Source organism: Pseudomonas sp. NPDC087690 (assembly GCF_044743175.1).
In the GTDB taxonomy this organism is placed as follows: Bacteria; Pseudomonadota; Gammaproteobacteria; order Pseudomonadales; family Pseudomonadaceae; genus Aquipseudomonas.
The window spans coordinates 461,485-485,603 of sequence record NZ_JBIUVX010000002.1 but is presented as its reverse complement, the minus strand read 5'-3'; the positions used below and the strand labels follow the sequence as shown (position 1 = coordinate 485,603).

Here is a 24,119-nt window from a genome sequence, read left to right as displayed (position 1 = left end):
CGCCAAGCTCGACTGGACAGCAATGCTTGCCACCATGGCGCCGCTGCTTGAATTCTGCGTCCGGCACCAGACTCTGCCGGCGGTCGAGATGTTGCTCACGCGCCAGGTCAACGAGTCAGTCGAGCATTTGCACCGCGGCAAGGCGCGCCGCCGCTTGGTGCTCGACGCCAGTCGGTAACCGTTCGGCGCGACGGCCGCTGCCGCTCGCGCCAGCCTCCTGCCAAAACCGCCCCAAACGCTTACAATCGCCAGTCTTGCCGCCCCACAGACAGGCCCCAGAAGAAATGCCGCTCGACCCGCCTACGATGTTGACCCTTTCGATCGCGCTCGCGGCCGCTGCCGCGCTGTACCTGGCGGTCGAGTGGCGCAGCATTCGTGAACCTTCGCTGCTGTTCTGGAGCGCCGGGTTCGCCACGATCACCGTGGGTTCCACCCTCGCCCTGCTGCGCAGCAACGGCTTTCTGCTGATCGGAATCTGGTTCGCCAACGGCCTGCTGGTCACCGCACATTTTCTGTTCCTGCTCGGTGTCGCACGTTTCACCCAGACGCGGTTGTCGCGTGCCTGGTTCCTGATTTTCGTGCTTTGGCTGGGGCTGTTGCTGCTGCCGGACGGACCGCAGTGGTCGAAGGTCATGCTGGTGGCCAACTCGCTGCTGGTCGCGGCGGCAACGCTCAAAGGCAGCTTTCTGCTGCGTCCGCACGGCAAGTCGTTGAGCGTCGGCGCGGTGCAGTTGCGTTATGTGCTGCTGATCCACGGCATGTTCTACGTCGCCAAGGCGGCGACCGTGGTGATTCCCGGCACGCTGATCGATCTGGCCGCGTTCAGGGGCGAAATCATCCAGATTTCTCTGGTTGAAGGCGCGATGGCAATCATGTTGATTGCACTGTCGATGACCGGCACCGAACGCTACCGCCGGGAAAAGCAAATCGCCCGCCTCGCCGAGCGGGACCCGCTGACCGCCCTGTACAACCGCCGCGCCCTCGAAAAACGCGCCCCACGCCTGCTCGCCGACGTTTCGCCAGAACGCCGCGGCGCTCTGTTGTTGATCGATATCGACAACTTCAAACTGGTCAACGACCTCTATGGCCATTCCGCCGGCGATCGATTGCTCATTGCCCTGAGCGAGATCGTTCGTTCGCTGCTGCCGCGCAATGCCTTGACCGCGCGCCTGGGTGGCGACGAGTTCGTCATGTTGCTGAGCAACGTCTCCACTGAGCGCATCGTCGAACTGGGCAACGCCCTGCGCGAGCAGTTTCTCGCGACCGCCTCACAGACTTTCCCCACGCCCGTCGCCGTGACACTGAGCATCGGCGCCAGCCTGTTCGACACACCGCCGGCCAGCCTCACAGCGCTGATCGAACAAGGCGACGCCGCGCTTTATGAGTCCAAACGCGGTGGGCGCAACCGCATACGCCTGAACGGGCTTACTACTCCAGGATGACCCATCGCATGTCCAGCCCCGAAACCTCCCTGCAAGACATCGCCGCCCCGGAAGGCGTTTGCTACGGCTGCGGCGGCAGCAATCCGCAGGGTTTGCACATCAAGAGTCACTGGCATGCAGATGGCGTGCATGTTGTCGCCGAACATTTGCCCGACGCCCAATACTGCGGCTGGCCGCAACTGGTCTACGGCGGCCTGATCGCGATGCTGGTCGACTGCCACTCCAACTGGACCGCCATGGCCTATCACTACCGCAACGAACAACGCGAAGCCGGCAGCCTGCCGCGCATCGACTGCGTCACCGGCAACCTCGGTATCAAGTTCATCAAACCCACCCCCATGGGCGTGACACTGACGCTGCGGGCGAAGGTCGAAGGCGCAGTCGGGCGCAAGAGCCGGGTGATCTGCGAGGTCTATGCCGGCGAGGTGCTCACTGCGATTGGCGATTCGGTATTTGTCCGGGTCGATACCGGGCAACTGGCAGCGGCGGCCCACGGAGAGGGATGATCGCTGCTCAGTGAAAATATCTCGAACTCCCGCCCGACCACCGTATCCAACGTACAGGTCACTGGAGGTTGAGAAAAATGAACAACACTGACGACACCCGCCCCGCAACACCGGCCGTCGACACTTCGGGCAAACCGGTCAATGTGGTGCAACGCGATCTGGCGGACACGGATACAGATACCAAAGCCGTGGACGAGGTGATCACCCCCACCACGAACCGAACCAAAGAGCAGGATGCCGAAACACTGCAGCGCAAGATTGACGAGATCGAGCGCAAGGTTGCCGATGGCAATTAGCTCGCAGTCAGCTATCGATTCAGTTGCTACAGCGACAAAGCGTGCCCGTCGATGAAAAAACGTTCATCACGTGTTTTTTTGACGTTTTTTTATCAAACCGCTTCGTAGAGTGGCTGAATCGACCCAACAGGTAGCGCTCTATGTATACGACCCGCCCCGAGGAAACGGACGCAACCGTCCTCGACCAGGCCGCTCATTGGTGCATGCGGCTGCACGACGACAATTGCCGCGCCGACGAGCGACTGGCATTTCAACAGTGGGTGCAAGCGGATCCGCGCCATGCCTTCGAGTACGCAAAAATGCTTGAGATCTGGGATCTCAGCGAACATTTGCCGGCTCAGCCGATGACCGCGAATACCTTGCTGACCGGCCACTTGTCCGGGCAAATCGAGACGCGAAAGACCTAGGCGCTGTAGCACAACACGGCGCAATCAAATCGGCCCCTGAGTCATCACGCGCGTCTCGATGATGTTCTGCAGCGAAAATCGCCGCGATCAAAGTCGTCCTGGCTTTGTTGCCTGACGGTGGAAAGTATCTGGCTCGCGTGATGTCACTCCTTCCCTTCCAAGAGGCCTGAAGCCCCGTATTCAAAGGCTTCAACCCATCTGCATCAGAATTTTATCTTCATATCCCAGCTTAATAATATTTTACCGACACCCCCCCTCTCCCTAGTCTGACCTCAAGCAAAACGGACAAGCCTGACAGCGCCCGAATCCAACTGCCTTGCTAGGAAGGATGTAGAGATGACCACTGAAATAATAACAACAGACACGCTGATCGTCGGTGCCGGCCAAGCGGGCGTGGCGATGAGCGAGCACCTGAGCAAACTCGGGGTGCCGCACATCGTACTGGAGCGCGACCGTATCGCCGAACGCTGGCGCACCGGGCGTTGGGACTCGCTGGTCGCCAACGGTCCGGCATGGCACGACCGCTTTCCGGGGCTGGAATTCGATGACATCGACCCTGACGGCTTCGCCCCGAAAGAACGCGTGGCCGACTACTTCGAAGCCTATGCGAAGAAATTCAACGCGCCGATTCGTACCGGTGTCGAGGTCAAAAGCGTGGTGCGCAATGTCGGGCGTCCGGGTTTCACCGTCCAGACTTCTGAAGGCGTGATCGAAGCCAGTCGCGTAGTCGCCGCCACCGGTCCGTTCCAGAAACCGGTGATCCCGGCCATTGCCCCGCAAGACGAACGCCTGCTGCAGATCCACTCCGCTGACTATCGCAACCCGCAGCAACTGCCGGAAGGCGCGGTGCTGGTGGTCGGTGCCGGTTCTTCCGGCGTACAGATCGCCGATGAACTGCAACGCTCCGGCAAGCGCGTTTACCTGTCGGTCGGCGCTCACGACCGCCCGCCTCGCGCTTACCGCAACCGTGATTTCTGCTGGTGGCTGGGCGTGCTCGGCGAGTGGGACCAGGCGGCGATGAAACCGGGGCGTGAGCACGTGACCATCGCGGTCAGTGGCGCCCATGGCGGGCGCACTATCGACTTCCGGGGTCTGGCCCATCGCGGCATGACGCTGGTTGGCGTCACCGAGTCGTTCAATAACGGCGTGGTGACCTTCAAGCAGGATCTGGTCGGCAACCTCAATCGCGGTGACGAAAACTATCTGGCGCTGCTCGATGCCGCCGACGCCTACATCGAGCGCAACGGCCTCGACCTGCCGGAAGAACCGGAGGCCCGCGAAACGTATCCAGAGCCTGAGTGCGTGAAAAACCCACTGGCCGATTTGAATCTGACCGAGGCTGGCATCACCTCGATCATCTGGGCCACCGGGTTTGCCGTGGATTACTCCTGGCTGCAAGTCGCCGCGTTCGATGACAAGGGCAAGCCGGTGCACCAGCGCGGTGTGTCGAGCGAGCCGGGTGTGTATTTCCTTGGTTTGCCGTGGCAGTCGCGCCGGGGTTCGTCGTTCATCTGGGGCGTGTGGCACGACGCCAAGCACGTCGCCGATCACATTGCCACCCAGCGCAAGTATCTGGACTACCGCGATGCCGAGCAGCGTGAAGCCGAGCTGCACGCGCCGACACACAACAAAGTTGCCGACACCGTCGACGCTTGATGTCCTTTTCGCTCCGGCGCCGATTGCGCCGGGCAACCCTGACTCTGGAGCTGCACATGAGCAAGCCAACCCACACGCGCATTCGTATGTTCAACACCAAAGACACCTACCCGAACCAGACCCTGGACAATGATCTGTGCCAGGCCGTGCGTGCCGGTAACACGGTGTATGTCCGTGGTCAGGTCGGTACTGATTTCGACGGCAATCTGGTCGGCCTGGGTGATCCGCGTGCGCAAGCCGAACAAGCCATGCGCAACGTCAAGCAACTGCTCGAAGAAGCCGGCAGCGACATGAGCCACATCGTCAAGACCACCACCTATCTGATCGACCCGCGTTATCGCGAGGCGGTGTATGGCGAAGTGGGCAAGTGGCTCAAAGGTGTGTTCCCGATCTCCACCGGGCTGGTGGTGTCGGCGCTGGGGCAGCCGCAGTGGTTGATGGAAATTGATGTGATTGCGGTGATTCCTGAGTAAGGCATCACACCGCGTTATGGCCATCGCTGGCAAGCCAGCTCCCACAGGGTTTGGGTTGTTCCAAATTTTGTGATCCCCCCAATACCTGTGGGAGCTGGCTTGCCAGCGATGAGGCCCTCAAGGACAACATCTTCCTAGAAAGGAGTAAGCAGATGACCTTTTCAATCGCAGCCCGCTGCGCCGAAACCGGCCAGTTCGGTGTCGCCATCAGTTCCTCCAGCATCGCCGTCGGCGCGCGCTGCCCATGGCTGCTGCCGGGCGTTGGCGCCGTGTCGAGCCAGAACATCACCCTGCCGTCCCTCGGCCCGGAGGTCCTTGCGTTGATGGAGCAAGGCCTGGCCCCGGACGATGCGCTGGACAAAGTTCTCACCCGCAACGGCTACAGCCAGTACCGCCAGATCACCGCGATCAACCACCTCGGCCAGACCGCGCACTTCAGCGGTGCGCAAACCCTCGGCGTGCACAACGCGGTCTCCGGCGAACAATGCGTTGCCGCCGGCAACATGCTCGCCGGGCGCTCAGTGATCGAAGCCATGGTCAGTGCCTTTGAGGATGGCGAAGGGCAACTCGCCGATCGTCTGCTCAAAGCCCTGCACGCCGCGCAAGCGCTCGGTGGTGAAGCCGGCCCGGTGCATTCGGCTGCTGTTGTCGTGGTCGGTGAACAGACCTGGCCGATCGTGAATTTGCGCGTGGATTGGGCCAATGAAGACCCGATCGGCCAGTTGCAAAAGCTCTGGGATGCCTATCAGCCGCAGCTTCAGGACTACATCGACCGCGCCCTCGACCCCGCCAAAGCGCCGGGTTATGGCGTCGCCGGTGATGATCGATGAACAGCGTCGAGTTGCTCAAGGCGCTGGTGCGGTTCGACACCACCAGCCGTGAATCCAACTTGCAGCTGATCGAATTCGTGCGTGATTACCTCGAAGGTTTCGACGTGCCCTGCGCGCTGATCTACAACGACGAGCGCAGCAAAGCCAACCTGTTCGCCACGATCGGCCCGGTGGATCAACCGGGCATCGTGCTGTCCGGGCACACCGATGTGGTGCCGGTCGATGGCCAGCCGTGGACAATGCCGCCGTTTCAACTGACCGAGCGCGACGGCAAACTGTTCGGGCGTGGCACGGCGGACATGAAGGGCTACATCGCCTGCGTGCTCGCCCTGGTGCCGGCGCTGGTACAGGCGCCGTTGCGCATCCCGGTGCATATCGCGTTGTCGTATGACGAAGAAGTCGGCTGCCTCGGTGTGCGTTCGTTGCTCAAGGTGCTGGAGCAGCGTCCGGTCAAACCGCTGCTGTGCATCATCGGCGAGCCGACCGAACTGAAACCGGTACTCGGCCACAAAGGCAAACTGGCAATGCGCTGCGATGTGCATGGCCATCCGTGCCATTCGGCGTATGCCCCGCTCGGCGTCAACGCCATCGAATACGCCGCCGAACTGATCGGCGAGCTGGGGCGCCTCGGTCAGCAACTGAAAGCGCCGGAGCATCACGACAAACGTTTCGATCCGCCCTACAGCACCGTGCAAACCGGGCTGATCAGCGGCGGTAAAGCGCTGAACATCGTCCCGGCCGATTGCCGTTTCGACTTCGAAATCCGCGCCCTGCCCTCGCAGGATCCGGCGCTGGTCGCGCAAGCACTGCAAGCCTACGCCGAGCGCGAAGTGCTGCCGCGCATGCGTGCGGTCAGTGCGCAAAGTGACATCCGCTTCAGCGCATTGTCGGCGTATCCGGGGCTGGTCACCGATGCGCAGAGCCAGGCCGCCGAGTTGATTGCGGCGTTCTGCGGTTCAACAGATTTTGGCACGGTGGCGTTCGGCACTGAAGGCGGTCTGTTTGATGCGGTGGGCATTGCCACCGTGGTCTGCGGGCCCGGCAGCATGGATCAGGGCCACAAACCCGACGAGTTTGTCAGCCTCGATCAACTGAAGGCTTGCGATGACATGCTCCAGCGTGTGCTGGCGTTTATCCGCGTTTGAAGCCCGGTCCGACTGTACTCAAGCGTACAGTCGGGCCAACTCCTCTCGGCAATGATCGACGAACAACTGCACCGGTTTGGTCAGTTGCACGCGCCGCAGCCACGCCGCCGACAATCCCGATCCGGTGACGCTCTCCGCCAGTGGCACGCACACGACTTGCTGGCCGTCGTAGGTGTAGTCGCTGAACGGCTTGGTCACCAGAATCGAAAAGCCGAAACCATTGCCGACCATGCCGCGCACCATCTCGATCGACGGTGAGCTGAAGACGATATTCGGCGTCAGTCCGCGCTCCTCGAAGATGCTCACGAAGTAGGTTCGACTCGGCACCACGTCGAGCAGGATCATCGGTTCCAGCACCAGATCATGCAGCGAGACCTTCGCCTGTTGCGCGAAGCGATGGTTGGCCGGGAGCAAGGCGTATGGCTGCTGCGGCGGCATCAGCGGCGTGGTTTCGATGGTGCTGTCGAGATCGTGTTCGAACATCATCGCCACGTCGATGCTGCCGGCGGTCAGGGCCTGCACCAGCTCTTGCTGCTCGCCGTCGCGAATACGGATTTCCACACCGGGCCAACGCGCCTTGAAACCGGCGATCAGGCGCGGCAGGTACAGCGGCGCGACGGTTTCGAAACAGCCGATATCGATCTGCCCGGAGACCACGTCGTTGTCGGCCAGCGCATTCTGTTCAAACTCGTGAGCGACGCGCAGCAGCTCCAGCGCCTTGCGATAGAAACGTGAGCCGCTGGGTGTCAGGGAAACGCCCTGGGCGTGGTGGCGGATGAACAGCTGCACGCCGAAGCTTTCTTCCAGGTGCTTGATCGCGGTGGAGACCGATGGCTGCGCGATATAGAGCTTGCGCGACGCTTCGGCGACGCTGCCGCAATCGGCGGTGGTGACGAAGTATTTGAGCTGGCGCAGGTTGTAGGCGGCCATGGGAATCTCCAGAAAATCAAAGGATCGCAGCCTTTGGCAGCGCCTACAGAAAGCGGTATGAATTCAGATAAGAGAGAAGCCTGAACATACCGGAGCGGCGCGTAACCCAGAGCATATTTTTTTTAACGTCTGTAGCAACAAACTTACTAATTTATCTATCCCGACGCTTTGCACATGATCACTTCAACAAGAAATGCGCCGCCCGTGCCGGCGCTTGCCGAAGTACGTCCACGTACTCATCCTTGCCTTGGAGTTCGTCATGGCTACCCCTGCAGCATCCTCCGCTCCGCTGATTGAAAAACACACGATAGGATACGTGCCCCCCGAAGATCGCCACGGAAAGGTCAGGGATCTGTTCACGCTGTGGTTCGGCGGCAACATCGCGCCGCTGCCCATCGTCACCGGTGCGCTGGGCGTGCAGTTGTTTCACTTGAATCTGGTCTGGGGCATCGTCGCGATTCTCGTCGGCCATCTGGTTGGCGGCGTGCTGATGGCGCTGCACTCGGCGCAAGGCCCGCAGATGGGCATCCCGCAGATGATCCAGAGCCGCGCCCAGTTCGGCTCCCTCGGTGCGCTGCTGGTGGTGCTGATCGCCGGCGTCATGTACATCGGTTTCTTCGCTTCCAACATCGTCCTCGCCGGCAAATCGCTGCATGGCGTGGTCGATAGCGTTCCAGTGCCGGTCGGCATCGTTATCGGCGCGCTCGGTTCGGGGATCATCGGCATCATCGGCTACCGTTTCATCCACGTGCTTAACCGCATCGGCACTTGGGTGCTGGGGATCGGCATCGTCGTCGGCTTCGGCTACATCTTCACCCATATTCAAACCGATGACTTCCTCACCCGTGGCAGCTTCAACCTCTCCGGCTGGCTGGCCACCGTATCGCTGGCGGCGTTGTGGCAGATCGCGTTCGCACCGTACGTCTCCGACTATTCGCGTTACTTGCCGGCCGACGTCAAAGTCTCGTCGACCTTCTGGACAACCTATCTGGGTTCGGCGCTGGGCTCGAGCCTGGCGTTCATCTTCGGTGCCGTCGCGGTGCTGGCGACGCCGGTGGGCATGGACACCATGGACGCGGTCAAACTCGCCACCGGCTCGATCGGCCCGCTGATGCTGGTGCTGTTCCTGCTCAGCGTGATCAGCCACAACGCCCTCAACCTGTACGGCGCGGTACTCTCGCTGATCACTCTGGTGCAGACCTTCGCCTACCGCTGGATCCCCACTGCCAAGAGCCGTGCGGTGATCTCGATCATCGTGCTGCTGGCCTGCTGCTTCGCCGCCGTCGGCGCCTCGAAGGACTTCATCGGCCACTTCGTCGATATGGTGCTGGTGTTGCTGGTGGTGTTGGTGCCGTGGACAGCGATCAACCTGATCGACTTCTACGCGATCCACAAAGGCAAGTACGACATCCAGTCGATCTTCCAGGTCGATGGCGGCATCTACGGGCGCTACAACCCACAGGCGTTGCTGGCCTACGCGATCGGCATCGCCGTGCAGATCCCGTTCATGAACACGCCGCTGTACGTCGGCCCGGTGTCGGCACACATCAACGGCGCTGACCTGTCGTGGCTGGTGGGCTTGCTGGTGACGTCGCCGCTGTACTTCTGGTTGGCGAATCGGGATACCTTCTACCGTCGACGGATGATGGGCGGGAAACTGGCGAGCAGTCTGTGAGATTGATTGTTTAATAACGGAGGCCCGCCATGTGCGGGTCTTCTTCTTTTCGGTGTGGTATTTCTTTACGTCCGACGACTAGAGGGAAAGGGATATCCAATGCTGCGAATACTTGGCAAAGCCTCATCGATCAACGTGCGCAAAGTGTTGTGGACGTGTGCTGAATTGCAGATTCCCTTCACGCGTGAAGATTGGGGTTCGGGGTTCAGATCGACGAATACGCCGCAGTTCCTCGCCTTGAATCCATGCGCCATGGTGCCGGTGATCGAGGATGGCGATTTCACCTTGTGGGAATCCAATTCAATCATTCGTTATCTGGTCTCGCGCTACGGCGACGCGCAGCTTTATCCGTCTGAGCCGATGGCTCGGGCACGGGTCGATCAATGGATCGACTGGCAGGCTTCGGAGCTGAATCGCTCGTGGTCCTATCCGCTGATGTCGCTGGTGCGCAAGTCGCCGGACTATCAGGACAGCGCTGCGTTGGCCACCGGGATCGAACAATGGTCGAAGAACATGCAGATCCTTGATCGACAGCTGCAATCGACCGGTGCTTACGTCAGTGGCGAAGTGTTTTCACTGGCGGATATCCCGATCGGGCTGTCGGTGAATCGCTGGTTCGAAACGCCGCTTGCCCATCCGCACTTGCCCGCCGTCAGCGCCTACTACGACCGTTTGAACCAACGTGACGGTTATCGCCTGTATGGGCGAAACGGCACGCCATAATGAAAAAACCGCTGATCCCGAATTCCGGAATCAGCGGTTTTTGACCTTTTTATTGCAGTCTTCATTCCTCCGCCCGCACGACTCCGCGCTCTTCGAGCAAACGCACAAACATGCTCAGACTGCGCGACACCGTACCGCGCCGCCACACCAGCCACGTCGTCAGGTAGCGGAAATCCGCCGCCAGCGGCCAGACACTCACCGTTGCGCTACCCGGCATGCTCTGCAGCATCTTGCGCGGCATCAGTGCCAGACCGGCGCCTGCACTGACGCATGCAAGCATGCCGTGGTAGGACTCCATTTCGAAGATCTTGCCCGGCACGGCAGCGTCGGTGCTGAACCATTTTTCAAAGTGGTGACGATAGGAACAGTTGGAGCGGAAGGCGTAGATGTTCTCGCCGTTGACATCCGCCGCACGCTGCACGGGGGCGTGATTGAGCGGCGCGATGATGACCATTTCCTCTTCGAAGGCCGGCACGCCTTCCAGCGTCGGGTGCAGCACCGGGCCGTCGACAAACGCCGCCGCGAGCCGCCCGGAAAGCACGCCGTCGATCATTGTCCCTGAGGGTCCGGTGGACAGATCGAGATCGACTTTCGGATGCAACTGGTTGTAGGCCGCGAGCAATTCGGGGATGCGTACCGCCGCCGTGCTTTCCAGCGAACCCAACGGGAACGCGCCCTGCGGTTCTTCACCTGCCACGGTCGCGCGAGCCTCCTGCACCAGGTCGAGTATCCGTCGTGCGTACTCAAGAAAACTCCACCCGGCCGGCGACAGACGTAATCGACTTTTTTCGCGAATAAAAAGATCAACGCCGAGATCCTGCTCCAGCTGCTTGATCCGCGTGGTCAGGTTCGACGGTACGCGATGGATCTGCGCGGCGGCGGCGCTGATGCTGCCGTGTTCGGCAACGGCTTTGAAGATTTCCAGCTGCACCAGGTCCACAGTCATTCTCCAATCGTGAAAGAAACGATCTTTATTATTCAGTTTCCAGAAAACAAACACCACCCTACTCTAGGCTCATCCGACGAACATGCAGGACAACGCCATGAGCCAGATTTCCAGCCAGACCCACGCTATCTCGATCAACCCGACCACCGGCGAGCAGATCGGGCATTACGCCTTTGAATCCGCCGCTGCGCTTGACGCCGCGCTGACCCGCGCCGCTTATGGTTTCGGCAAATGGAAGCGCAAGCCATTGCAGGATCGCTCGCGTCTGTTGACCGCTCTTGCCGGCGCGCTGCGTGAAACCAGCGAGGCCATGGCCACCATGATCACTCAGGAAATGGGCAAGCCGATTGCTCAGGCCCGTGGCGAAATCGAAAAATGCGCGAAGCTGTGCGAGTGGTACGCCGAACACGGCCCAACCATGCTCGACGCCGAAGCGACTCAGGTCGAAGGCGGCAAGGCGCGCATCGAATACCGTCCGCTGGGTCCGATCCTCGCTGTGATGCCGTGGAACTTCCCGATCTGGCAAGTGCTGCGTGGCGCCGTTCCTGCACTGATCGCCGGCAACACCTACGTGCTCAAGCATGCACCGAACGTGATGGGCAGCGCTTACCTGCTGCGCGATGCCTTCACCCGCGCCGGTTTCGCCGATGGCGTGTTTGAAGTGATCAACGTCACCCCGGAAGGCGTCTCCACCGCGATCGCTGACCCGCGCATCGCTGCGGTGACCCTGACCGGCAGCGTCCGCGCCGGTATGGCGATTGGCGCTCAGGCCGGTGCGGCGCTGAAGAAATGCGTGCTGGAACTGGGCGGTTCCGACCCGTTCATCGTGCTCAACGACGCCGATATCGACGAAGCCGTGCAAGCCGCGGTGATCGGCCGTTATCAGAACTCCGGCCAGGTTTGCGCCGCGGCCAAGCGTCTGATCATCGAGGAAGGCGTGGTTGAAGAATTCACCCGCAAATTCGTCGAAGCCACGCGCAAACTGAAGGTTGGCGATCCTTTGTCTGCCGATACTTACATCGGCCCGATGGCGCGTTTCGACCTGCGTGACGAACTCGACCAGCAAGTGCGCGACACCCTTGAAGAGGGCGCGACCCTGCTGCTCGGCGGCGGCAAGTCCGAAGGCCCGGGCAACTACTACGAACCGACCGTGCTGGCCGACGTCACCGACCGCATGACCTCGTTCAAACAGGAATTGTTCGGCCCGGTCGCTTCGATCATCACCGCCCGCGATTGCGCGCATGCCGTGGCATTGGCCAACGACAGCGAATTCGGTCTGACCGCGACGATTTACACCGCCAACGTGCAACTGGCCCAGCAACTGACCAGCGAACTGGAAACCGGCGGCGTGTTCATCAACGGCTACTCCGCCAGCGATCCACGTGTGACCTTTGGTGGCGTGAAGAAGAGCGGTTTCGGTCGCGAACTGTCGCACTTCGGCGTACGTGAATTCTGCAACGCGCAAACCGTGTGGCTGGATCGCAAGTAATCCAGACACAAGACACCCCTTGTAGGAGTGAGCCTGCTCGCGATTGCGGCGTGTCAGCCAACAAGTCTGTAGCTGACCCACCGTATTCGCGAGCAAGCTCGCTCCCACAGGGGGGGGTGCGCCACGTCAAATCAACTGATTCAACCCCATCCAATGTGGGAGCGAGCCTGCTCGCGAAGGCGGTAAGTCAGGCAGCTTGATTGCCACTGACCCACCGCTTCGCGAGAAGGTTCGCTCCAACAATCGGCCGCTTACAGGTATTTCAACCAGGCGATGTCGCGGCGACGCGCCTTCAACGCCGAGAACCAGCGCACGGCCGGGAACAGTGCAATCGCCAGAATGATTGCGGCGAGCCAGATCGACGTCACCGAGGAGAAACCGAAATAGCTGCCCTGATTCAAACCAAACAGCGCCGCGCCGATCAGGTACAACACCTTCAACGCATACAGGTGCAGCAGATAGAAAAACATCGGCGCCGATCCGAACACCGTCAGCCAGCGAATCCAGCGTCGATCCTGCACGCGCTCAAACGCCAACAACAGCAACAACCCAGTGCTTACCGTCAACGCGATAAACAGCAATGACGGCGGGTACTTGGTGATGTTGAAAAAACTCATCACGGTGTGCAGCATCGAGTCGCCCACGGCCCATGGTTTCTCGCCGTAACCGTTGAGCAGCCGCAGCGCGACGAACCCCAGCAGCCCCGCAACACCGCCGATCAACAGGCGCCGTTGACGCGCGCCTGCTTCAACACCCCGAGCAAACCACGGCCCCAACGCATAACCCAGACCGATCACACCGATCCACGGCAGCAACGGATAAGACGTGCGCAAGCGCAAACTGCCGCTGACTTCGATCCAGCCACGATCATGCAAAATCGCCCACGGCACATGCAGCGCTGACTCGACCGGGAAGTGCAGACCATCGAGCAGGTTGTGTCCGGCGATGATCAACACACTCAATGCCAGCAACAGCCAGCGCGGCAACCAGACCAGCAGCGACAGCGCGATCATGCTCAAACCGATCGCCCAGATCACTTGCAGATAAATCACGCTCGGTGGCAGCTGGAAGGTCCAGGCGAAGTTGACCAGGGTGAATTCGAGCACCACCAGAAACAGTCCGCGCTTGAACAGAAACGCACTGATGTCAGTCTTGCCTGCATACTTTTCGCCAAACAGCCATGCCGACAACCCGGTCAGCAAGACAAACACCGGTGCACACAAGTGCGCCAGAGTGCGGCTGAAAAACAGTGCCGGCTCGGTGCTGGCGATGTCCATCGGATCGCTGACCTGACGGTGCAGCAGGAAGGTTTCGCGCACGTGGTCCAGCAGCATGAACAGGATGACCAGGCCCCTGAGTGCATCGATGGACAGTAGCCGGCCAGTCACCGGGGCAGAACGGGGAAGCACAATCGTCATAAGCGTTTCGCATTCGAAGGGATATCAGTGGGTGCCAGCAACGGCCACCCTGAAAATTTGCGTTACCTTATAACACCAAGAAGCAAAAACCCAAACTCAATCGATAGTGATTCTCAGAAAACCGAAGTTGATTACGCCGCGCAATTTGCCCTCCGGCCTCAGGCTTCTATAGTGATCAAGTCCCCCTGCCCTCTGCGGCCTGTTGTCGAGCGTTGTCCATGGTCAACACCGAACACCTGATCATCTGCGAGCACTGCGATTGCGTTTACGAGAAAGTCACGCTCGCCAAACACCAGAAAACCTCGTGCGTGCGCTGCGGTGGCGTGCTGCAGCGCTTCAATGGTCTGACCGTTGAGCAGCGTCTGGCGCTGACGTTCACGGCGGCGGTGTTGTGGCTGTTCGCCAATTTCTACCCGGTGATGAGCATCAGCATGAAAGGCCTGAAAAACAGCGCAACGCTGTGGGACTCGGTGCTGGCGCTGAGCCAGGGGCCGATTACTTTCATCGCCATGGTCGCGGCCATTGCCATCATCATCGCCCCGGCATTTCAGCTCGTATTGTTGATTTGGGTGCTGGGCTTCGCCCTCGGCGGACAGCGTGCACCGGGCTTCAAACTGTGCATGCGCTGGCTGGAAACCCTGCGTCCGTGGAGCATGCTTGAAGTGTGTTTGCTCGGGGCCATGGTGGCGGTGTTCAAACTGGCCGGGCTGCTTGATGTGTTGCCCGGCATCGGCCTGTTTGCCTTGGCCGCGCTGAGTCTGATGATGATCCGAATTGCCGGTCGCGACATCCGCGACCTCTGGGACATTCCATGAAGCGACCACCGACTGCCAGCGAACTCAATCTGTGTCTGTGCCACAGCTGCGGGCTGGCCTGCGACATGAGCGACGAGCCGCATGAATGTCCGCGCTGCGACGCGCCGCTGCATCGGCGCAAGACCAATTCGCTGACCCGCACCTGGGCCTACATGCTCGCTGCGCTGGCGTTTTACGTGCCGGCCAATCTGCTGCCGGTGATGAACACCACCATGCTCGGCAACGGCGCCGACAGCACGATCATGAGCGGCGTGCTGGAGTTCTGGGAGGCCGGCGCGTGGGACATCGCGCTGATCATTTTCATCGCCAGTATCGCCGTGCCGGGGATCAAGTTCGTCGCCCTGACCTTGCTGCTGATGACCGTGCAACGCGACAGCGCCTGGGCGCGCAAGGAGCGCTCGAAGCTGTACCGCTTCGTCGAGCTGATCGGCTATTGGTCGATGCTCGACGTGCTGGTGGTGGCGCTGGTCGCAGCACTGGTGAAGTTCCAGGCGCTGGGCGATATCGAGCCAAGACCGGGCATTCTGTTTTTCGGCCTGGTCGTGGTGTTCACCATGCTCGCAGCGATGAGCTTCGATCCGCGCCTGATCTGGGACAAGGACACGGGCGGCGATCTCAGCGACGCTGAACCTCAAGCAGCACCTGCAACGGATGGCGCAGTGCCTGATCCGACTGGCGCTTGACCTGGCTGCGGCAGGAATAACCGGTCGCCAGCGCTTCGCCCTGCTCTGCCGGTGCGTCGACCTGACGCGCCCAGGACTGTTCGTAGATCACCGCTGATGTCTCGCGATTGCGCGCTTCATGGCCGTAGGTGCCGGACATGCCACAGCAACCGGTGGCCTGCGTGGCCAGTTTCAAACCGGCGCGTTCGAAGACCTGCTCCCACTGGCGGGTCGCGGCCGGGGCGTTGGTTTTCTCAGTGCAGTGCGCGAGCAAACGGAACAGCGCGGTTTTATCCTCAGGCGCCTGCTCCGGCATCACCTTGAGCAACCACTCCTGCAGCATCGCCACTTCCGGGCATTGCTGCATACCGGGGACTTTCAGGTATTCCTGGCGATACACCAGCGTCATCGCCGGATCGAGCCCCACCAGCGGCACACCGAGCTCGGCCAATTCGCGCAACTGCCGCGCATTGCGCAACGCCGCACGGTTGAACGCCGAAAGGAAGCCCTGCACATGCAACGGCTTGCCGTTGGCACTGAACGGCGCCAGATAAACCTGATAACCGAGACGCGAAATCAGCTCGACCATATCCGCCAACAGTGGCGCTTCAAAGTAACGCGTGAACGCGTCCTGAACGATCACCACGCTGCGCTCACGTTGCGCCGAGGTCAACGCAGACAACGTCGAAAACGTTGCCGGTCGCACCTGCCAGCGACGCATCGCAGCGTGGAAATCGAAGCGGCTGAGCAACGGCACATCGACCATGCCGCCAACACGTTCCAGCAATCCACGCACAATCGAAGCGCCCATCAAACCGTTATACAACGCTGGAATCCGCGCCATGTACGGAATGCTGTATTCCAGCGAGGCGATCAGATAGTCCCGCGCCGGGCGCAGATAACGGCCGTGATACAGCTCAAGAAAGCGCGAACGAAACTCCGGCACATTGACCTTCACCGGGCACTGCCCCGCGCAGGACTTGCACGCCAGGCAACCGGCCATGGCGTCGTAAACCTCATGAGAGAAATCTTCGGACTGCTGACGCGTGTTGCGCCAGCGCTGCCACAGGGTGCTGAAAAACGCCGGTTTGCGCATCGCATCAGACAACACATCGACGCCCGCCTCGCCCTGCAAACGCAGCCACTCGCGGATCAACGACGCGCGCCCCTTCGGCGACTGCGAACGCTCGCGGGTGGCCTTCCATGACGGGCACATCGCATCATCCGGGTCGAAGTTGTAGCAGGCGCCGTTGCCGTTGCAGTGCATGGCCGCGCCGTAGTCCTGCCAGACCTTTTCGTCGATCTGCCGATCGAGTTCACCGCGCAGGGTCACTTCGTCGATCTTCAGCAACGCCGCATCGGTATTGGCCGGGGTGGCGATCTTGCCGGGGTTGAACTGGTTGAACGGGTCGAACGCGGCTTTCAGTGCTTGCAGCGCCGGATAGAGTTCACCGAAAAATGCCGGCGCGTATTCCGAACGCAGACCTTTGCCGTGCTCGCCCCACAGCAGACCGCCGTAACGCTGGGTCAGCGCCGCGACGCCATCGGACACCGGACGCACCAGCGCGGCTTGTTGCGGGTCTTTCATGTCGAGAATCGGCCGCACGTGCAGCACGCCCGCATCGACGTGACCGAACATGCCGTACTGCAAACCGTGGCTGTCGAGCAGGTCGCGCAACTCGGCGATGTACTCGGCCAGATGCTGCGGCGGCACCGCCGTGTCTTCGACAAATGGCTGCGGCCGCGCCTCTCCGGCGACGTTGCCGAGCAAGCCCACCGCACGTTTGCGCATGCCGTAGACCTTGTTCACCGCCGCGTGCCCGACCGCCAGCGTGTGGCCCAAACGCTCGACCGTGCGATCACTGCTCAAATGCTCGACGAACACCTCGACCCGGCGTTGCAGCTCTTCGGGATCGTCGCCACAGAATTCGACAAGGTTGATCCCCAACGTCGGCCGCTCGGCGCTTTGCGGGAAATATTCGGCGACGCCGTGCCAGACGATGTCCTGCATCGCCAGCAGCAAGACTTTCGAGTCGACGGTTTCGATCGACAACGGCTTGAGCGCCATCAAGGCCCGCGCATCGCGCAGTGCGTCCATGAACCCGGCGTAGCGGATGTTCACCAGCATTGTGTGCTTGGGGATCGGCAGCACATTCAGCCGCGCCTCGACCACAAAACCCAGCGAGCCTTCGGCACCGCAGAGCACGCTGTTGAGGTTGAACCGCTGGTCGGCCTCGCGCAGGTGCGCCAGGTCATAACCGGTCAGGCAACGGTTGAGATCGGGGAAGCGCTCCGTGATCAGCTCGCCCTGCTCATCAATGATCTGCCGCGCACAACGATAGACCTCACCGACGCGATCTTCACGGGCACAGAGTGCTTCCAGCTCGCGCTCTTCCAGCGGCTGACCGTGCAGACGTTCGCCGCCGCGCAGGATCATCTCGAGTTCAAGCACATGGTCGCGGGTCTTGCCGTAGGTGCAACTGCCCTGGCCGCTGGCGTCAGTGTTGATCATGCCGCCAACGGTGGCGCGGTTGGAGGTCGACAACTCTGGGGCGAAAAACAGTCCGGCGGACTTCAGCGCGGCGTTGAGCTGATCCTTGACCACCCCGGCCTGCACGCGCACCCAGCGTTCTTCGACGTTGATTTCAAGGATGCGGTTCATGTGCCGCGACAGGTCAACGACGATGCCATCGGTCAGCGATTGGCCGTTGGTGCCGGTGCCGCCGCCGCGAGGAGTGATCACTACTTGCTGGTAGGCCGGCTCGGCAATCAGCCGCGCCACCCGCGCCACGTCCTCGGCATCTCGCGGAAACACCGCCGCTTGCGGCAGGCGCTGATAGATCGAGTTGTCGGTCGCCAGCACCACGCGGCTGGCGTAATCGGCGCTGATTTCACCGCGAAAACCGCTGTTCTTCAGGGCGTTGAGGAATTGTTGGTAATCGCTGGTCAGGGCTTTGGCGGGGGACAACTGGGCAATCATCGGTCAGGGCATCTCGGTCAAAATCGGGCCGTGTGGCGGTGAACAGTTGTACGCAACGAATGATTGCGTCAGGCTCCGCCATCTAATGCCGCCCATGTTCATTGTTGCCGGGCATTGGGACAACCGTAAAATCCACCCACTATCCATGACTTTTACGAATGAATCCGCGCACGCTCACCCCTTCCATGTCGTTATTGCTGGCCTTCGAGGCCGCTGCGCGCCACGAAAGCTACACCCGCGCCGCCCATGAATTGTCGCTGACGCAAAGTGCGGTCAGCCGTCAGGTGCAGATTCTCGAGAAAATGCTCGGCATGCGCTTGTTCAGCCGCGAAGGCCGGCAAGTGGTGCTGACCGATGTCGGGCGTATGTATCAGCGCGAACTGGCGGAGGCACTGGGGCAGATTCGCAGTGCAACCTTGCAGGCGATGGCGTTTGGCTCGGGCATTCACAGTTTGCGCCTGGCGACGCTGCCGACGTTTGGCTCGAAATGGCTGTTGCCGCGCCTCAAGGATTTCTACACCGCGCACCCGGGCATGACCGTGCACTTGCATTCGCGTATCGAAGCGATCGACTTCGATACCAGCGAAATCGATGCGGCGATTTGTGTGGGCGGCGGTGAATGGCCGGGGCTGAGCGCCCTGCCCTTGCACACCGAAGAACTGGTGGTGATCGCCAGTGCGCAGTTGTCCGCTGCCGAGCGCGATGACGCCGAACAGCAGATCGCCGGTCAACTGCTACTCAATGTCAGCAGCAATGCGCAGGCGTGGGCGGAGTGGTTCAGCCATCACGGCCTGCCCCACCGCAGCATGCGCATCGGGCCAAGTTTTGAAATGACCTCGCACTTGATTCAGGCAGTGCGGGCGAACATTGGTGTTGGCTTGGTACCGCGGATTCTGGTGGAGGATGAGTTGTCGAGCGGTGAGTTGCTGCAACTGGGCGAGCCGATTACCAGTCGGCGCAGCTATTACCTGGTGTATCCGCCGCGCAATGAGAATTTGCCGTCGCTGAAAGCGTTTCGGGATTGGCTGGTAAAGACACTCTGACTGGAGAACCTCATCGCGGGCAAGCCCGCTCCCACAGGGTTCTTCGTTGAATACAGAGTTTGCAATCGACACGATAACCTGTGGGAGCGGGCTTGCCCGCGATGAGGCCAGTCCTGACGCTATCAAAACCTCGGCTTGACCGCCTTCCAGTCCGGCTTATAACGCTGCATCTGCCGCACATCATCACGCTGTCGAATCCCGCACGTCAGGTACTGATCATGCAGCTTGCCCAACTGATCGTGATCCAGCTCCAAGCCAAGCCCCGGTGCCCGAGTGATCTTCACGCAGCCATCGACAATCGGTAGCTTGCCGCCCTTGATCACCTCTTCATCCGGCTCCTGCCACGGATAATGCGTGTCGCAGGCGTAATCCAGATTCGGCACGGCCGCCGCGACATGGGCCATCGCCATCAGGCTGATGCCCAGGTGTGAATTGGAATGCATTGACACCCCCACGCCGAATACATCGCACATCTTCGCCAGCGTCTGCGTGTCGCGCAGACCACCCCAATAATGGTGGTCGGCGAGGACAATCTGCACGCTGTTCTGCGCGACGCTGCGGCGGAACTCGTCGAAATCAGTAACCACCATGTTGGTTGCCAGCGGCAATCCGGTGCGTTTGTGCAACTCGGCCATGCCGTCGAGACCCGGGGTCGGGTCTTCGTAGTACTGCAGATCATCGCCGAGCAATTCGGCCATGCGAATCGAGGTTTCCAGCGACCAGTTGCCGTTCGGATCGATGCGCAGCGGGTAGCCGGGAAACGCCTTCTTCAAGGCCTTGATGCACGCCACTTCATGCTCCGGCGGTAACGTGCCGGCCTTTAGTTTGATGCTTTTGAACCCGTACGCCTCGATCATCCGCGCGGCCTGGGCAACGATCTGCTGCTCGTTGAGTGCCTCGCCCCAGTTGTCCGGCTTGTACGGCGAATCGACATGCTGCGCGTACTTGAAGAACAGATAGGCACTGAACGGCACTTCATCGCGAATCGCGCCGCCAAGAAGGTCCACCAACGGCACATTCAGGTAATGCGCCTGCAAGTCGAGAAAGGCCACTTCGAACGCCGAATAGGCATTGCTTACCGCCTTGCTGGCGTGGGAACCGGGCGCCAGTTCGGCACCGGCAATGCTCGCAGGTTTGTTGGCTGCAACGGTGGCCTGCACGATCGCGCGCAGCTGGTTGAGGTTGAACGGATCGAGGCCGATCAGTTGTGACTGCAACTGTTGCTGGATCGCCAGCGCCGGGGCATCGCCATAGCTTTCGCCGAGGCCGATGTAGCCGTTGTCGCTCTCGATCTCGATGATCGAACGCAGGGCGAAAGGTTCGTGGATACCGCTGGCGTTGAGCAACGGCGGATCACGGAAGGCAATCGGGGTCACGGTGACACGGGTGATTTTCAAGATAACGCTCCTGACAGATCAACAATCAATTCAATGGCTCGCGGCCGGGCTGGCCGTCGCAACGACGGCGGTGTCGTCATGCGGCTTTGCCGGGGTTTTGCCTTTGGCTCCTGGCGCCGTACGGGCGAAGAAGATCACCACCGCGGCGATCAGTGACGTCGCCGCCAAGCCATACAGGCCGCCCTCAATGGAGCCGGTGCTTTGTTCAAGGAAGCCGAACGCGGTCGGCGCAACGAAGCCGCCGAGGTTGCCGATGGAGTTAATCAGCGCGATCACCGCAGCGGCGATGCGGGCATCCAGATAGCTTTGCGGAATCGGCCAGAACAGCGCCGAGGCAGCCTTGAAGCCAATAGCGGCGAAGCAGATGGCGACGAAGGCGAAGATCGGCCCGCCAGTGGTCGACATGAACATGCCGATGGCGGCGATTACCAGCGTCAGCGCCACCCAGGCCTGCTGGAATTTCCACTTGCCGGCCATCGCCGCGAAACCGTACATCGCGACAATCGAAATGATCCACGGAATCGAATTGAGCAGGCCAACCTGGAAGTCGCCGAGGTTGCCCATCTTCTTGATCATGCTCGGCAGCCAGAATGTTGCGCCGTAGATGGTCAGGGCAATGGAGAAATAGATGAAGCAGAACAGCGCGATCTGCCGATCGGCCAACAGCTTGAACATCGACGGCTTGGCCACTTGCACCGCTTCACGGGCACGCTGTTCTTCAGCAATGGCGCTGACCAGCGCTTCACGTTCCTCTTCGGTCAGCCACTTGGCCTGACGCGGATGCGATTGCAGCCAGAACCAGACGAACGCGCAGAGCACCACCGACGCTGCGCCCTCGATCAGGAACATCCACTGCCAGCCGTGCAGACCCAAGCCGCTGATGTGCAGCAGCGCACCGGAGACCGGACCGGAGATCACCGAGGCAATCGCCGAACCGCTGAGAAATACCGCCATGGTCTTGCCGCGCTCGGAGGCCGGCAGCCATTGGGTGAAGTAGTAAATGATCCCCGGAAAGAACCCCGCCTCGGCCGCGCCGAGAATAAAACGCAGCACGTAGAAACTGGTTTCTCCTTTGACAAAGGCCATGGCCATGGCAGCGGCGCCCCAAGTGAACATGATCCGCGTCAGCCAGACCCGCGCGCCGTAACGTTGCAGGAGCATGTTGGACGGCACTTCGAACAGCGCGTAGCCAACGAAGAACAACCCGGCACCGAGGCCGTAAGCCGCCGCACCGATGCCCAGATCGGTCTCCATGTGGCTGCGCACGAAACCGATATTGACCCGATCGATGTAGTTGACGATGAACATCACCACGAACAGCGGCAGCACGTGGCGCTTGACCTTGGCGGCGGCACGGGCGAGAACCGTGACATCCAGTGGACTCTGGAGGGTTTTCAAGGGCGACTCCCGATCTTGTTTTTTTAGGGATGGCGTAAAGCGATGGACCGATCATGGACGGCGATCATTGATCCCGTCTAATCTAACTTGGCATTCGATTGATACCCGGATTAGATCAATGTTCGAACTGACCCAGCTGCGTTGCTTCACCACCGTCGCCACCGAACTCAACTTCCGTCGCGCCGCCGAACGGCTGAACATGACGCAGCCGCCACTGAGCCGACAGATTCAGTTGCTCGAACATCACCTCGGCGTCGAGTTGTTCACGCGCAGCACCCGCAGCGTCGCGCTGACCGCCGCCGGCCGGGCTTTCTTCATCGAAGCACAGAACCTGCTGGAGCGCGCCCAGCAGGCAGCCGTGACCGCCCGACGGTTCGCCGAGGGCGATATCGGTTCGGTGAACATCAGTTTTGTCGGCAGCGCGGTGTATGAATTTTTGCCCAAGGTCATTGCCGAGGCACGCTTGAAACAGCCGCAGGTGAAGATCGATCTGTCGGAAATGAACACCTACCAGCAGCACGAAGCCCTGCGTGCTCGGCGCATTGATCTGGGCATCGCTCGCGCGCCATTACTGGAGCCGGGCTACGCCACTGAATGCCTGGTGCGCGAGCCGTTTGTGCTGGCGGTGCCCGGTGCTCATCCGTTGGCGAGCGCGGCTCAAGTGTCGGTCAGCGACCTGGATAAGCAGCCATTTCTGATGTACTCCCACGCGGCTTATCCGCCGTTCAACGAACTGCTGACCGGCATGCTGCGCTCGGCACGGGTCGCGCCGGATTATGTGCAGTGGCTGGGGTCATCGTTGACGATTCTGGCCTTGGTCAACGCTGGCATGGGCCTGGCGCTGGTACCGCGCTGCGCCACCAGTGTGGTGTTCAAGAATGTGGTATTTCGCGATATCGATCTGGGCGAAGGGGTGCAGAGCGAGCTGCATCTGATCTGGCGGGAGAACAACGACAACCCGGCGTTTGCGATGTTGCTGGAAGCGATTCGCCGGGCGGTGGCTGAGGGTTGGGGTTAAGAGACTGGCAGCGCTAATCAGCGCTTTGGCGGTGGAGGCGCACTGGGTCCTTTAACCAACGTCTTTGCCAGCTGCTTACCGTCCGGGCCGACAAAGAGGCGCGCAATATGAGGTGGAATAGGTTTTGGTTCTTTTGCACTCATGATAAAACCTCCTCGACGAAACTGAATTCGACCCACTGAACTTTCGACGAATCTATCACCAATAATTCGGCGCCAAAAGGGAGCGCCAGGCCATCATCGCCAAGCCAGCGTGGATTCAACACGATGAATTGCCCTTCCTTAGGGCCGGAGGGCCACTCCAAAGGCCAGCCAAACAATCGCCGCTCATCACTCAGATGCAAAGTGACAAGGCGATCGTGCCTCTCAAAAGCGCTGTACCACTCGTTGGGATGAGAGTTTTTACGTGTCAGATTTCGCTTGCGTAGCAACGCATGCAGCCTCCCGTTTGAAGCCAAATAGCAGAAAAGTCCGGCGAGACATACTGAAACAATAAATGCCCAGAATGCCTCCGCCCGAGCATCCCATTTCCCTACAGAAAATCCTTTCGAACCCACCCACAGACAAATTGCCCCGATCCCCAAAACCGCGCCCTGAATCACAAACGTAAAAATCAGCGCCTGCACAATCTGCCCAAACGTATCGGGCCGTTTGAACGCGGTCAGCGAGTAAAAAATCCACGCTGACAGGAATCCGGGAATCAGATACTGCAGCAACGGAATAACTTCTTTGACCAGATCATCCATGATCCGAGGCTCCTTGAACGCTTACTGACATCGATCGCACGCCAGCATCTGAAGCCTAGTGCACACAGAAAAAACGCCTGCGCCCAACTGTCACCACTCATTACGCAACACTCCACGCGTCGCGG

General features: G+C 60.6%; 23 protein-coding genes. 16 read left to right on the top strand and 7 right to left on the bottom strand.

Annotation, left to right across the window (positions count from 1 at the left end):
* Positions 1 to 22 precede the first annotated feature (22 nt).
* The 9 genes from ACIPIZ_RS06355 to argE all read left to right on the top strand — a co-directional run bounded on the left by ACIPIZ_RS06355 (position 23) and on the right by argE (position 6,755).
* Complete coding sequence (locus tag ACIPIZ_RS06355) at positions 23 to 178, top strand: hypothetical protein (RefSeq protein ID WP_161806650.1); 156 nt, start codon at positions 23 to 25, stop codon at positions 176 to 178.
* A gap of 106 nt (positions 179 to 284) precedes the next feature.
* On the top strand, positions 285 to 1,442 hold the full coding sequence (locus ACIPIZ_RS06350) for a GGDEF domain-containing protein (RefSeq protein ID WP_064389446.1): 1,158 nt from the start codon (positions 285 to 287) through the stop codon (positions 1,440 to 1,442).
* 8 nt (positions 1,443 to 1,450) lie between these two features.
* Positions 1,451 to 1,948 (top strand): PaaI family thioesterase, encoded by a 498-nt coding sequence (locus ACIPIZ_RS06345; RefSeq protein ID WP_105705001.1) that lies wholly within the window; start codon positions 1,451 to 1,453, stop codon positions 1,946 to 1,948.
* 77 nt (positions 1,949 to 2,025) lie between these two features.
* A complete protein-coding gene (locus ACIPIZ_RS06340; protein WP_064389444.1) occupies positions 2,026 to 2,244 on the top strand; it encodes a hypothetical protein in 219 nt (72 codons plus the stop codon).
* A 140-nt stretch (positions 2,245 to 2,384) separates the two neighbouring features.
* A complete protein-coding gene (locus ACIPIZ_RS06335; RefSeq protein ID WP_150647330.1) occupies positions 2,385 to 2,651 on the top strand; it encodes a DUF4880 domain-containing protein in 267 nt (88 codons plus the stop codon).
* Between the two features lie 336 nt (positions 2,652 to 2,987).
* Positions 2,988 to 4,307, top strand: coding sequence for an NAD(P)/FAD-dependent oxidoreductase (locus tag ACIPIZ_RS06330; protein ID WP_064389442.1), 1,320 nt, complete (start codon positions 2,988 to 2,990; stop codon positions 4,305 to 4,307).
* 56 nt (positions 4,308 to 4,363) lie between these two features.
* Positions 4,364 to 4,780 (top strand): RidA family protein, encoded by a 417-nt coding sequence (locus ACIPIZ_RS06325; protein ID WP_008086115.1) that lies wholly within the window; start codon positions 4,364 to 4,366, stop codon positions 4,778 to 4,780.
* Between the two features lie 152 nt (positions 4,781 to 4,932).
* On the top strand, positions 4,933 to 5,610 hold the full coding sequence (locus tag ACIPIZ_RS06320) for a DUF1028 domain-containing protein (RefSeq protein ID WP_401164585.1): 678 nt from the start codon (positions 4,933 to 4,935) through the stop codon (positions 5,608 to 5,610).
* Positions 5,607 to 6,755 carry an acetylornithine deacetylase gene (gene argE, locus ACIPIZ_RS06315; RefSeq protein ID WP_401164583.1) on the top strand — a complete coding sequence of 383 codons (1,149 nt, stop codon included), beginning with the start codon at positions 5,607 to 5,609 and terminating at the stop codon, positions 6,753 to 6,755. Before ACIPIZ_RS06320 ends, argE begins: the two co-directional genes overlap by 4 nt.
* Positions 6,756 to 6,773: 18 nt before the next feature.
* Here the strand turns inward: argE and ACIPIZ_RS06310 are convergent, their stop codons facing one another.
* Positions 6,774 to 7,685: a LysR family transcriptional regulator gene (locus ACIPIZ_RS06310; protein ID WP_105704997.1), complete on the bottom strand. Its 912-nt coding sequence runs from the start codon at positions 7,683 to 7,685 to the stop codon at positions 6,774 to 6,776.
* 259 nt (positions 7,686 to 7,944) lie between these two features.
* Between ACIPIZ_RS06310 and ACIPIZ_RS06305 the strand changes: the two genes are divergently transcribed.
* Positions 7,945 to 9,360 carry a purine-cytosine permease family protein gene (locus ACIPIZ_RS06305; RefSeq protein ID WP_401164581.1) on the top strand — a complete coding sequence of 472 codons (1,416 nt, stop codon included), beginning with the start codon at positions 7,945 to 7,947 and terminating at the stop codon, positions 9,358 to 9,360.
* A gap of 99 nt (positions 9,361 to 9,459) precedes the next feature.
* Positions 9,460 to 10,083: a glutathione S-transferase family protein gene (locus ACIPIZ_RS06300; RefSeq protein ID WP_401164578.1), complete on the top strand. Its 624-nt coding sequence runs from the start codon at positions 9,460 to 9,462 to the stop codon at positions 10,081 to 10,083.
* A gap of 61 nt (positions 10,084 to 10,144) precedes the next feature.
* Here the strand turns inward: ACIPIZ_RS06300 and ACIPIZ_RS06295 are convergent, their stop codons facing one another.
* Positions 10,145 to 11,023, bottom strand: coding sequence for a putrescine utilization regulator PtrR (locus tag ACIPIZ_RS06295; RefSeq protein WP_045122799.1), 879 nt, complete (start codon positions 11,021 to 11,023; stop codon positions 10,145 to 10,147).
* Between the two features lie 103 nt (positions 11,024 to 11,126).
* On the opposite strand from ACIPIZ_RS06295, the gene ACIPIZ_RS06290 reads away from it, so the two are divergent.
* Entirely contained in the window at positions 11,127 to 12,518 is a 1,392-nt protein-coding gene (locus tag ACIPIZ_RS06290) for an aldehyde dehydrogenase family protein (protein ID WP_401164577.1), read from the top strand.
* Between the two features lie 251 nt (positions 12,519 to 12,769).
* Here the strand turns inward: ACIPIZ_RS06290 and ACIPIZ_RS06285 are convergent, their stop codons facing one another.
* Positions 12,770 to 13,936, bottom strand: a complete 1,167-nt coding sequence (locus tag ACIPIZ_RS06285) for a DUF1624 domain-containing protein (protein ID WP_401164575.1) — start codon at positions 13,934 to 13,936, stop codon at positions 12,770 to 12,772.
* Positions 13,937 to 14,154: 218 nt separating this feature from the next.
* On the opposite strand from ACIPIZ_RS06285, the gene ACIPIZ_RS06280 reads away from it, so the two are divergent.
* Both ACIPIZ_RS06280 and ACIPIZ_RS06275 read left to right on the top strand, forming a co-directional pair.
* The gene (locus ACIPIZ_RS06280; RefSeq protein ID WP_122854207.1) at positions 14,155 to 14,751 is read left to right on the top strand and encodes a paraquat-inducible protein A; all 597 of its coding nucleotides are present in this window, start codon (positions 14,155 to 14,157) and stop codon (positions 14,749 to 14,751) included.
* Positions 14,748 to 15,434, top strand: a complete 687-nt coding sequence (locus ACIPIZ_RS06275; protein WP_401164573.1) for a paraquat-inducible protein A — start codon at positions 14,748 to 14,750, stop codon at positions 15,432 to 15,434. Before ACIPIZ_RS06280 ends, ACIPIZ_RS06275 begins: the two co-directional genes overlap by 4 nt.
* Here the strand turns inward: ACIPIZ_RS06275 and ACIPIZ_RS06270 are convergent.
* A complete protein-coding gene (locus tag ACIPIZ_RS06270) occupies positions 15,367 to 18,393 on the bottom strand; it encodes an FAD-binding and (Fe-S)-binding domain-containing protein (RefSeq protein WP_401164570.1) in 3,027 nt (1,008 codons plus the stop codon). The genes ACIPIZ_RS06275 and ACIPIZ_RS06270 overlap by 68 nt on opposite strands.
* A 158-nt stretch (positions 18,394 to 18,551) precedes the next feature.
* Between ACIPIZ_RS06270 and ACIPIZ_RS06265 the strand changes: the two genes are divergently transcribed.
* Entirely contained in the window at positions 18,552 to 19,436 is an 885-nt protein-coding gene (locus ACIPIZ_RS06265) for a LysR substrate-binding domain-containing protein (RefSeq protein ID WP_064389431.1), read from the top strand.
* 122 nt (positions 19,437 to 19,558) lie between these two features.
* Here the strand turns inward: ACIPIZ_RS06265 and ACIPIZ_RS06260 are convergent, their stop codons facing one another.
* Positions 19,559 to 20,833, bottom strand: a complete 1,275-nt coding sequence (locus ACIPIZ_RS06260) for a glucarate dehydratase family protein (RefSeq protein ID WP_064389430.1) — start codon at positions 20,831 to 20,833, stop codon at positions 19,559 to 19,561.
* A gap of 30 nt (positions 20,834 to 20,863) precedes the next feature.
* A complete protein-coding gene (locus tag ACIPIZ_RS06255) occupies positions 20,864 to 22,231 on the bottom strand; it encodes an MFS transporter (RefSeq protein ID WP_253484516.1) in 1,368 nt (455 codons plus the stop codon).
* A gap of 118 nt (positions 22,232 to 22,349) precedes the next feature.
* On the opposite strand from ACIPIZ_RS06255, the gene ACIPIZ_RS06250 reads away from it, so the two are divergent.
* On the top strand, positions 22,350 to 23,249 hold the full coding sequence (locus ACIPIZ_RS06250) for a LysR substrate-binding domain-containing protein (protein WP_064389428.1): 900 nt from the start codon (positions 22,350 to 22,352) through the stop codon (positions 23,247 to 23,249).
* A 139-nt stretch (positions 23,250 to 23,388) separates the two neighbouring features.
* On the opposite strand, the gene ACIPIZ_RS06245 is transcribed toward ACIPIZ_RS06250, so the two are convergent.
* Complete coding sequence (locus ACIPIZ_RS06245) at positions 23,389 to 23,994, bottom strand: DUF6338 family protein (protein WP_064389427.1); 606 nt, start codon at positions 23,992 to 23,994, stop codon at positions 23,389 to 23,391.
* Positions 23,995 to 24,119 lie beyond the last annotated feature (125 nt).

Excerpts from the sequence above, each read along its gene's own strand:
- ACIPIZ_RS06355 (WP_161806650.1), top strand. The coding sequence starts at position 23 with ATGCTTGCCACCATGGCGCCGCTGCTTGAATTCTGCGTCCGGCACCAG.
- ACIPIZ_RS06350 (WP_064389446.1), top strand. The coding sequence starts at position 285 with ATGCCGCTCGACCCGCCTACGATGTTGACCCTTTCGATCGCGCTCGCG.
- ACIPIZ_RS06345 (WP_105705001.1), top strand. The coding sequence starts at position 1,451 with ATGTCCAGCCCCGAAACCTCCCTGCAAGACATCGCCGCCCCGGAAGGC.
- ACIPIZ_RS06340 (WP_064389444.1), top strand. The coding sequence starts at position 2,026 with ATGAACAACACTGACGACACCCGCCCCGCAACACCGGCCGTCGACACT.
- ACIPIZ_RS06335 (WP_150647330.1), top strand. The coding sequence starts at position 2,385 with ATGTATACGACCCGCCCCGAGGAAACGGACGCAACCGTCCTCGACCAG.
- ACIPIZ_RS06330 (WP_064389442.1), top strand. The coding sequence starts at position 2,988 with ATGACCACTGAAATAATAACAACAGACACGCTGATCGTCGGTGCCGGC.
- ACIPIZ_RS06325 (WP_008086115.1), top strand. The coding sequence starts at position 4,364 with ATGAGCAAGCCAACCCACACGCGCATTCGTATGTTCAACACCAAAGAC.
- ACIPIZ_RS06320 (WP_401164585.1), top strand. The coding sequence starts at position 4,933 with ATGACCTTTTCAATCGCAGCCCGCTGCGCCGAAACCGGCCAGTTCGGT.
- argE (WP_401164583.1), top strand. The coding sequence starts at position 5,607 with ATGAACAGCGTCGAGTTGCTCAAGGCGCTGGTGCGGTTCGACACCACC.
- ACIPIZ_RS06310 (WP_105704997.1), bottom strand. The coding sequence starts at position 7,685 with ATGGCCGCCTACAACCTGCGCCAGCTCAAATACTTCGTCACCACCGCC.
- ACIPIZ_RS06305 (WP_401164581.1), top strand. The coding sequence starts at position 7,945 with ATGGCTACCCCTGCAGCATCCTCCGCTCCGCTGATTGAAAAACACACG.
- ACIPIZ_RS06300 (WP_401164578.1), top strand. The coding sequence starts at position 9,460 with ATGCTGCGAATACTTGGCAAAGCCTCATCGATCAACGTGCGCAAAGTG.
- ACIPIZ_RS06290 (WP_401164577.1), top strand. The coding sequence starts at position 11,127 with ATGAGCCAGATTTCCAGCCAGACCCACGCTATCTCGATCAACCCGACC.
- ACIPIZ_RS06285 (WP_401164575.1), bottom strand. The coding sequence starts at position 13,936 with ATGACGATTGTGCTTCCCCGTTCTGCCCCGGTGACTGGCCGGCTACTG.
- ACIPIZ_RS06280 (WP_122854207.1), top strand. The coding sequence starts at position 14,155 with ATGGTCAACACCGAACACCTGATCATCTGCGAGCACTGCGATTGCGTT.
- ACIPIZ_RS06275 (WP_401164573.1), top strand. The coding sequence starts at position 14,748 with ATGAAGCGACCACCGACTGCCAGCGAACTCAATCTGTGTCTGTGCCAC.
- ACIPIZ_RS06270 (WP_401164570.1), bottom strand. The coding sequence starts at position 18,393 with ATGATTGCCCAGTTGTCCCCCGCCAAAGCCCTGACCAGCGATTACCAA.
- ACIPIZ_RS06265 (WP_064389431.1), top strand. The coding sequence starts at position 18,552 with ATGAATCCGCGCACGCTCACCCCTTCCATGTCGTTATTGCTGGCCTTC.
- ACIPIZ_RS06250 (WP_064389428.1), top strand. The coding sequence starts at position 22,350 with ATGTTCGAACTGACCCAGCTGCGTTGCTTCACCACCGTCGCCACCGAA.
- ACIPIZ_RS06245 (WP_064389427.1), bottom strand. The coding sequence starts at position 23,994 with ATGGATGATCTGGTCAAAGAAGTTATTCCGTTGCTGCAGTATCTGATT.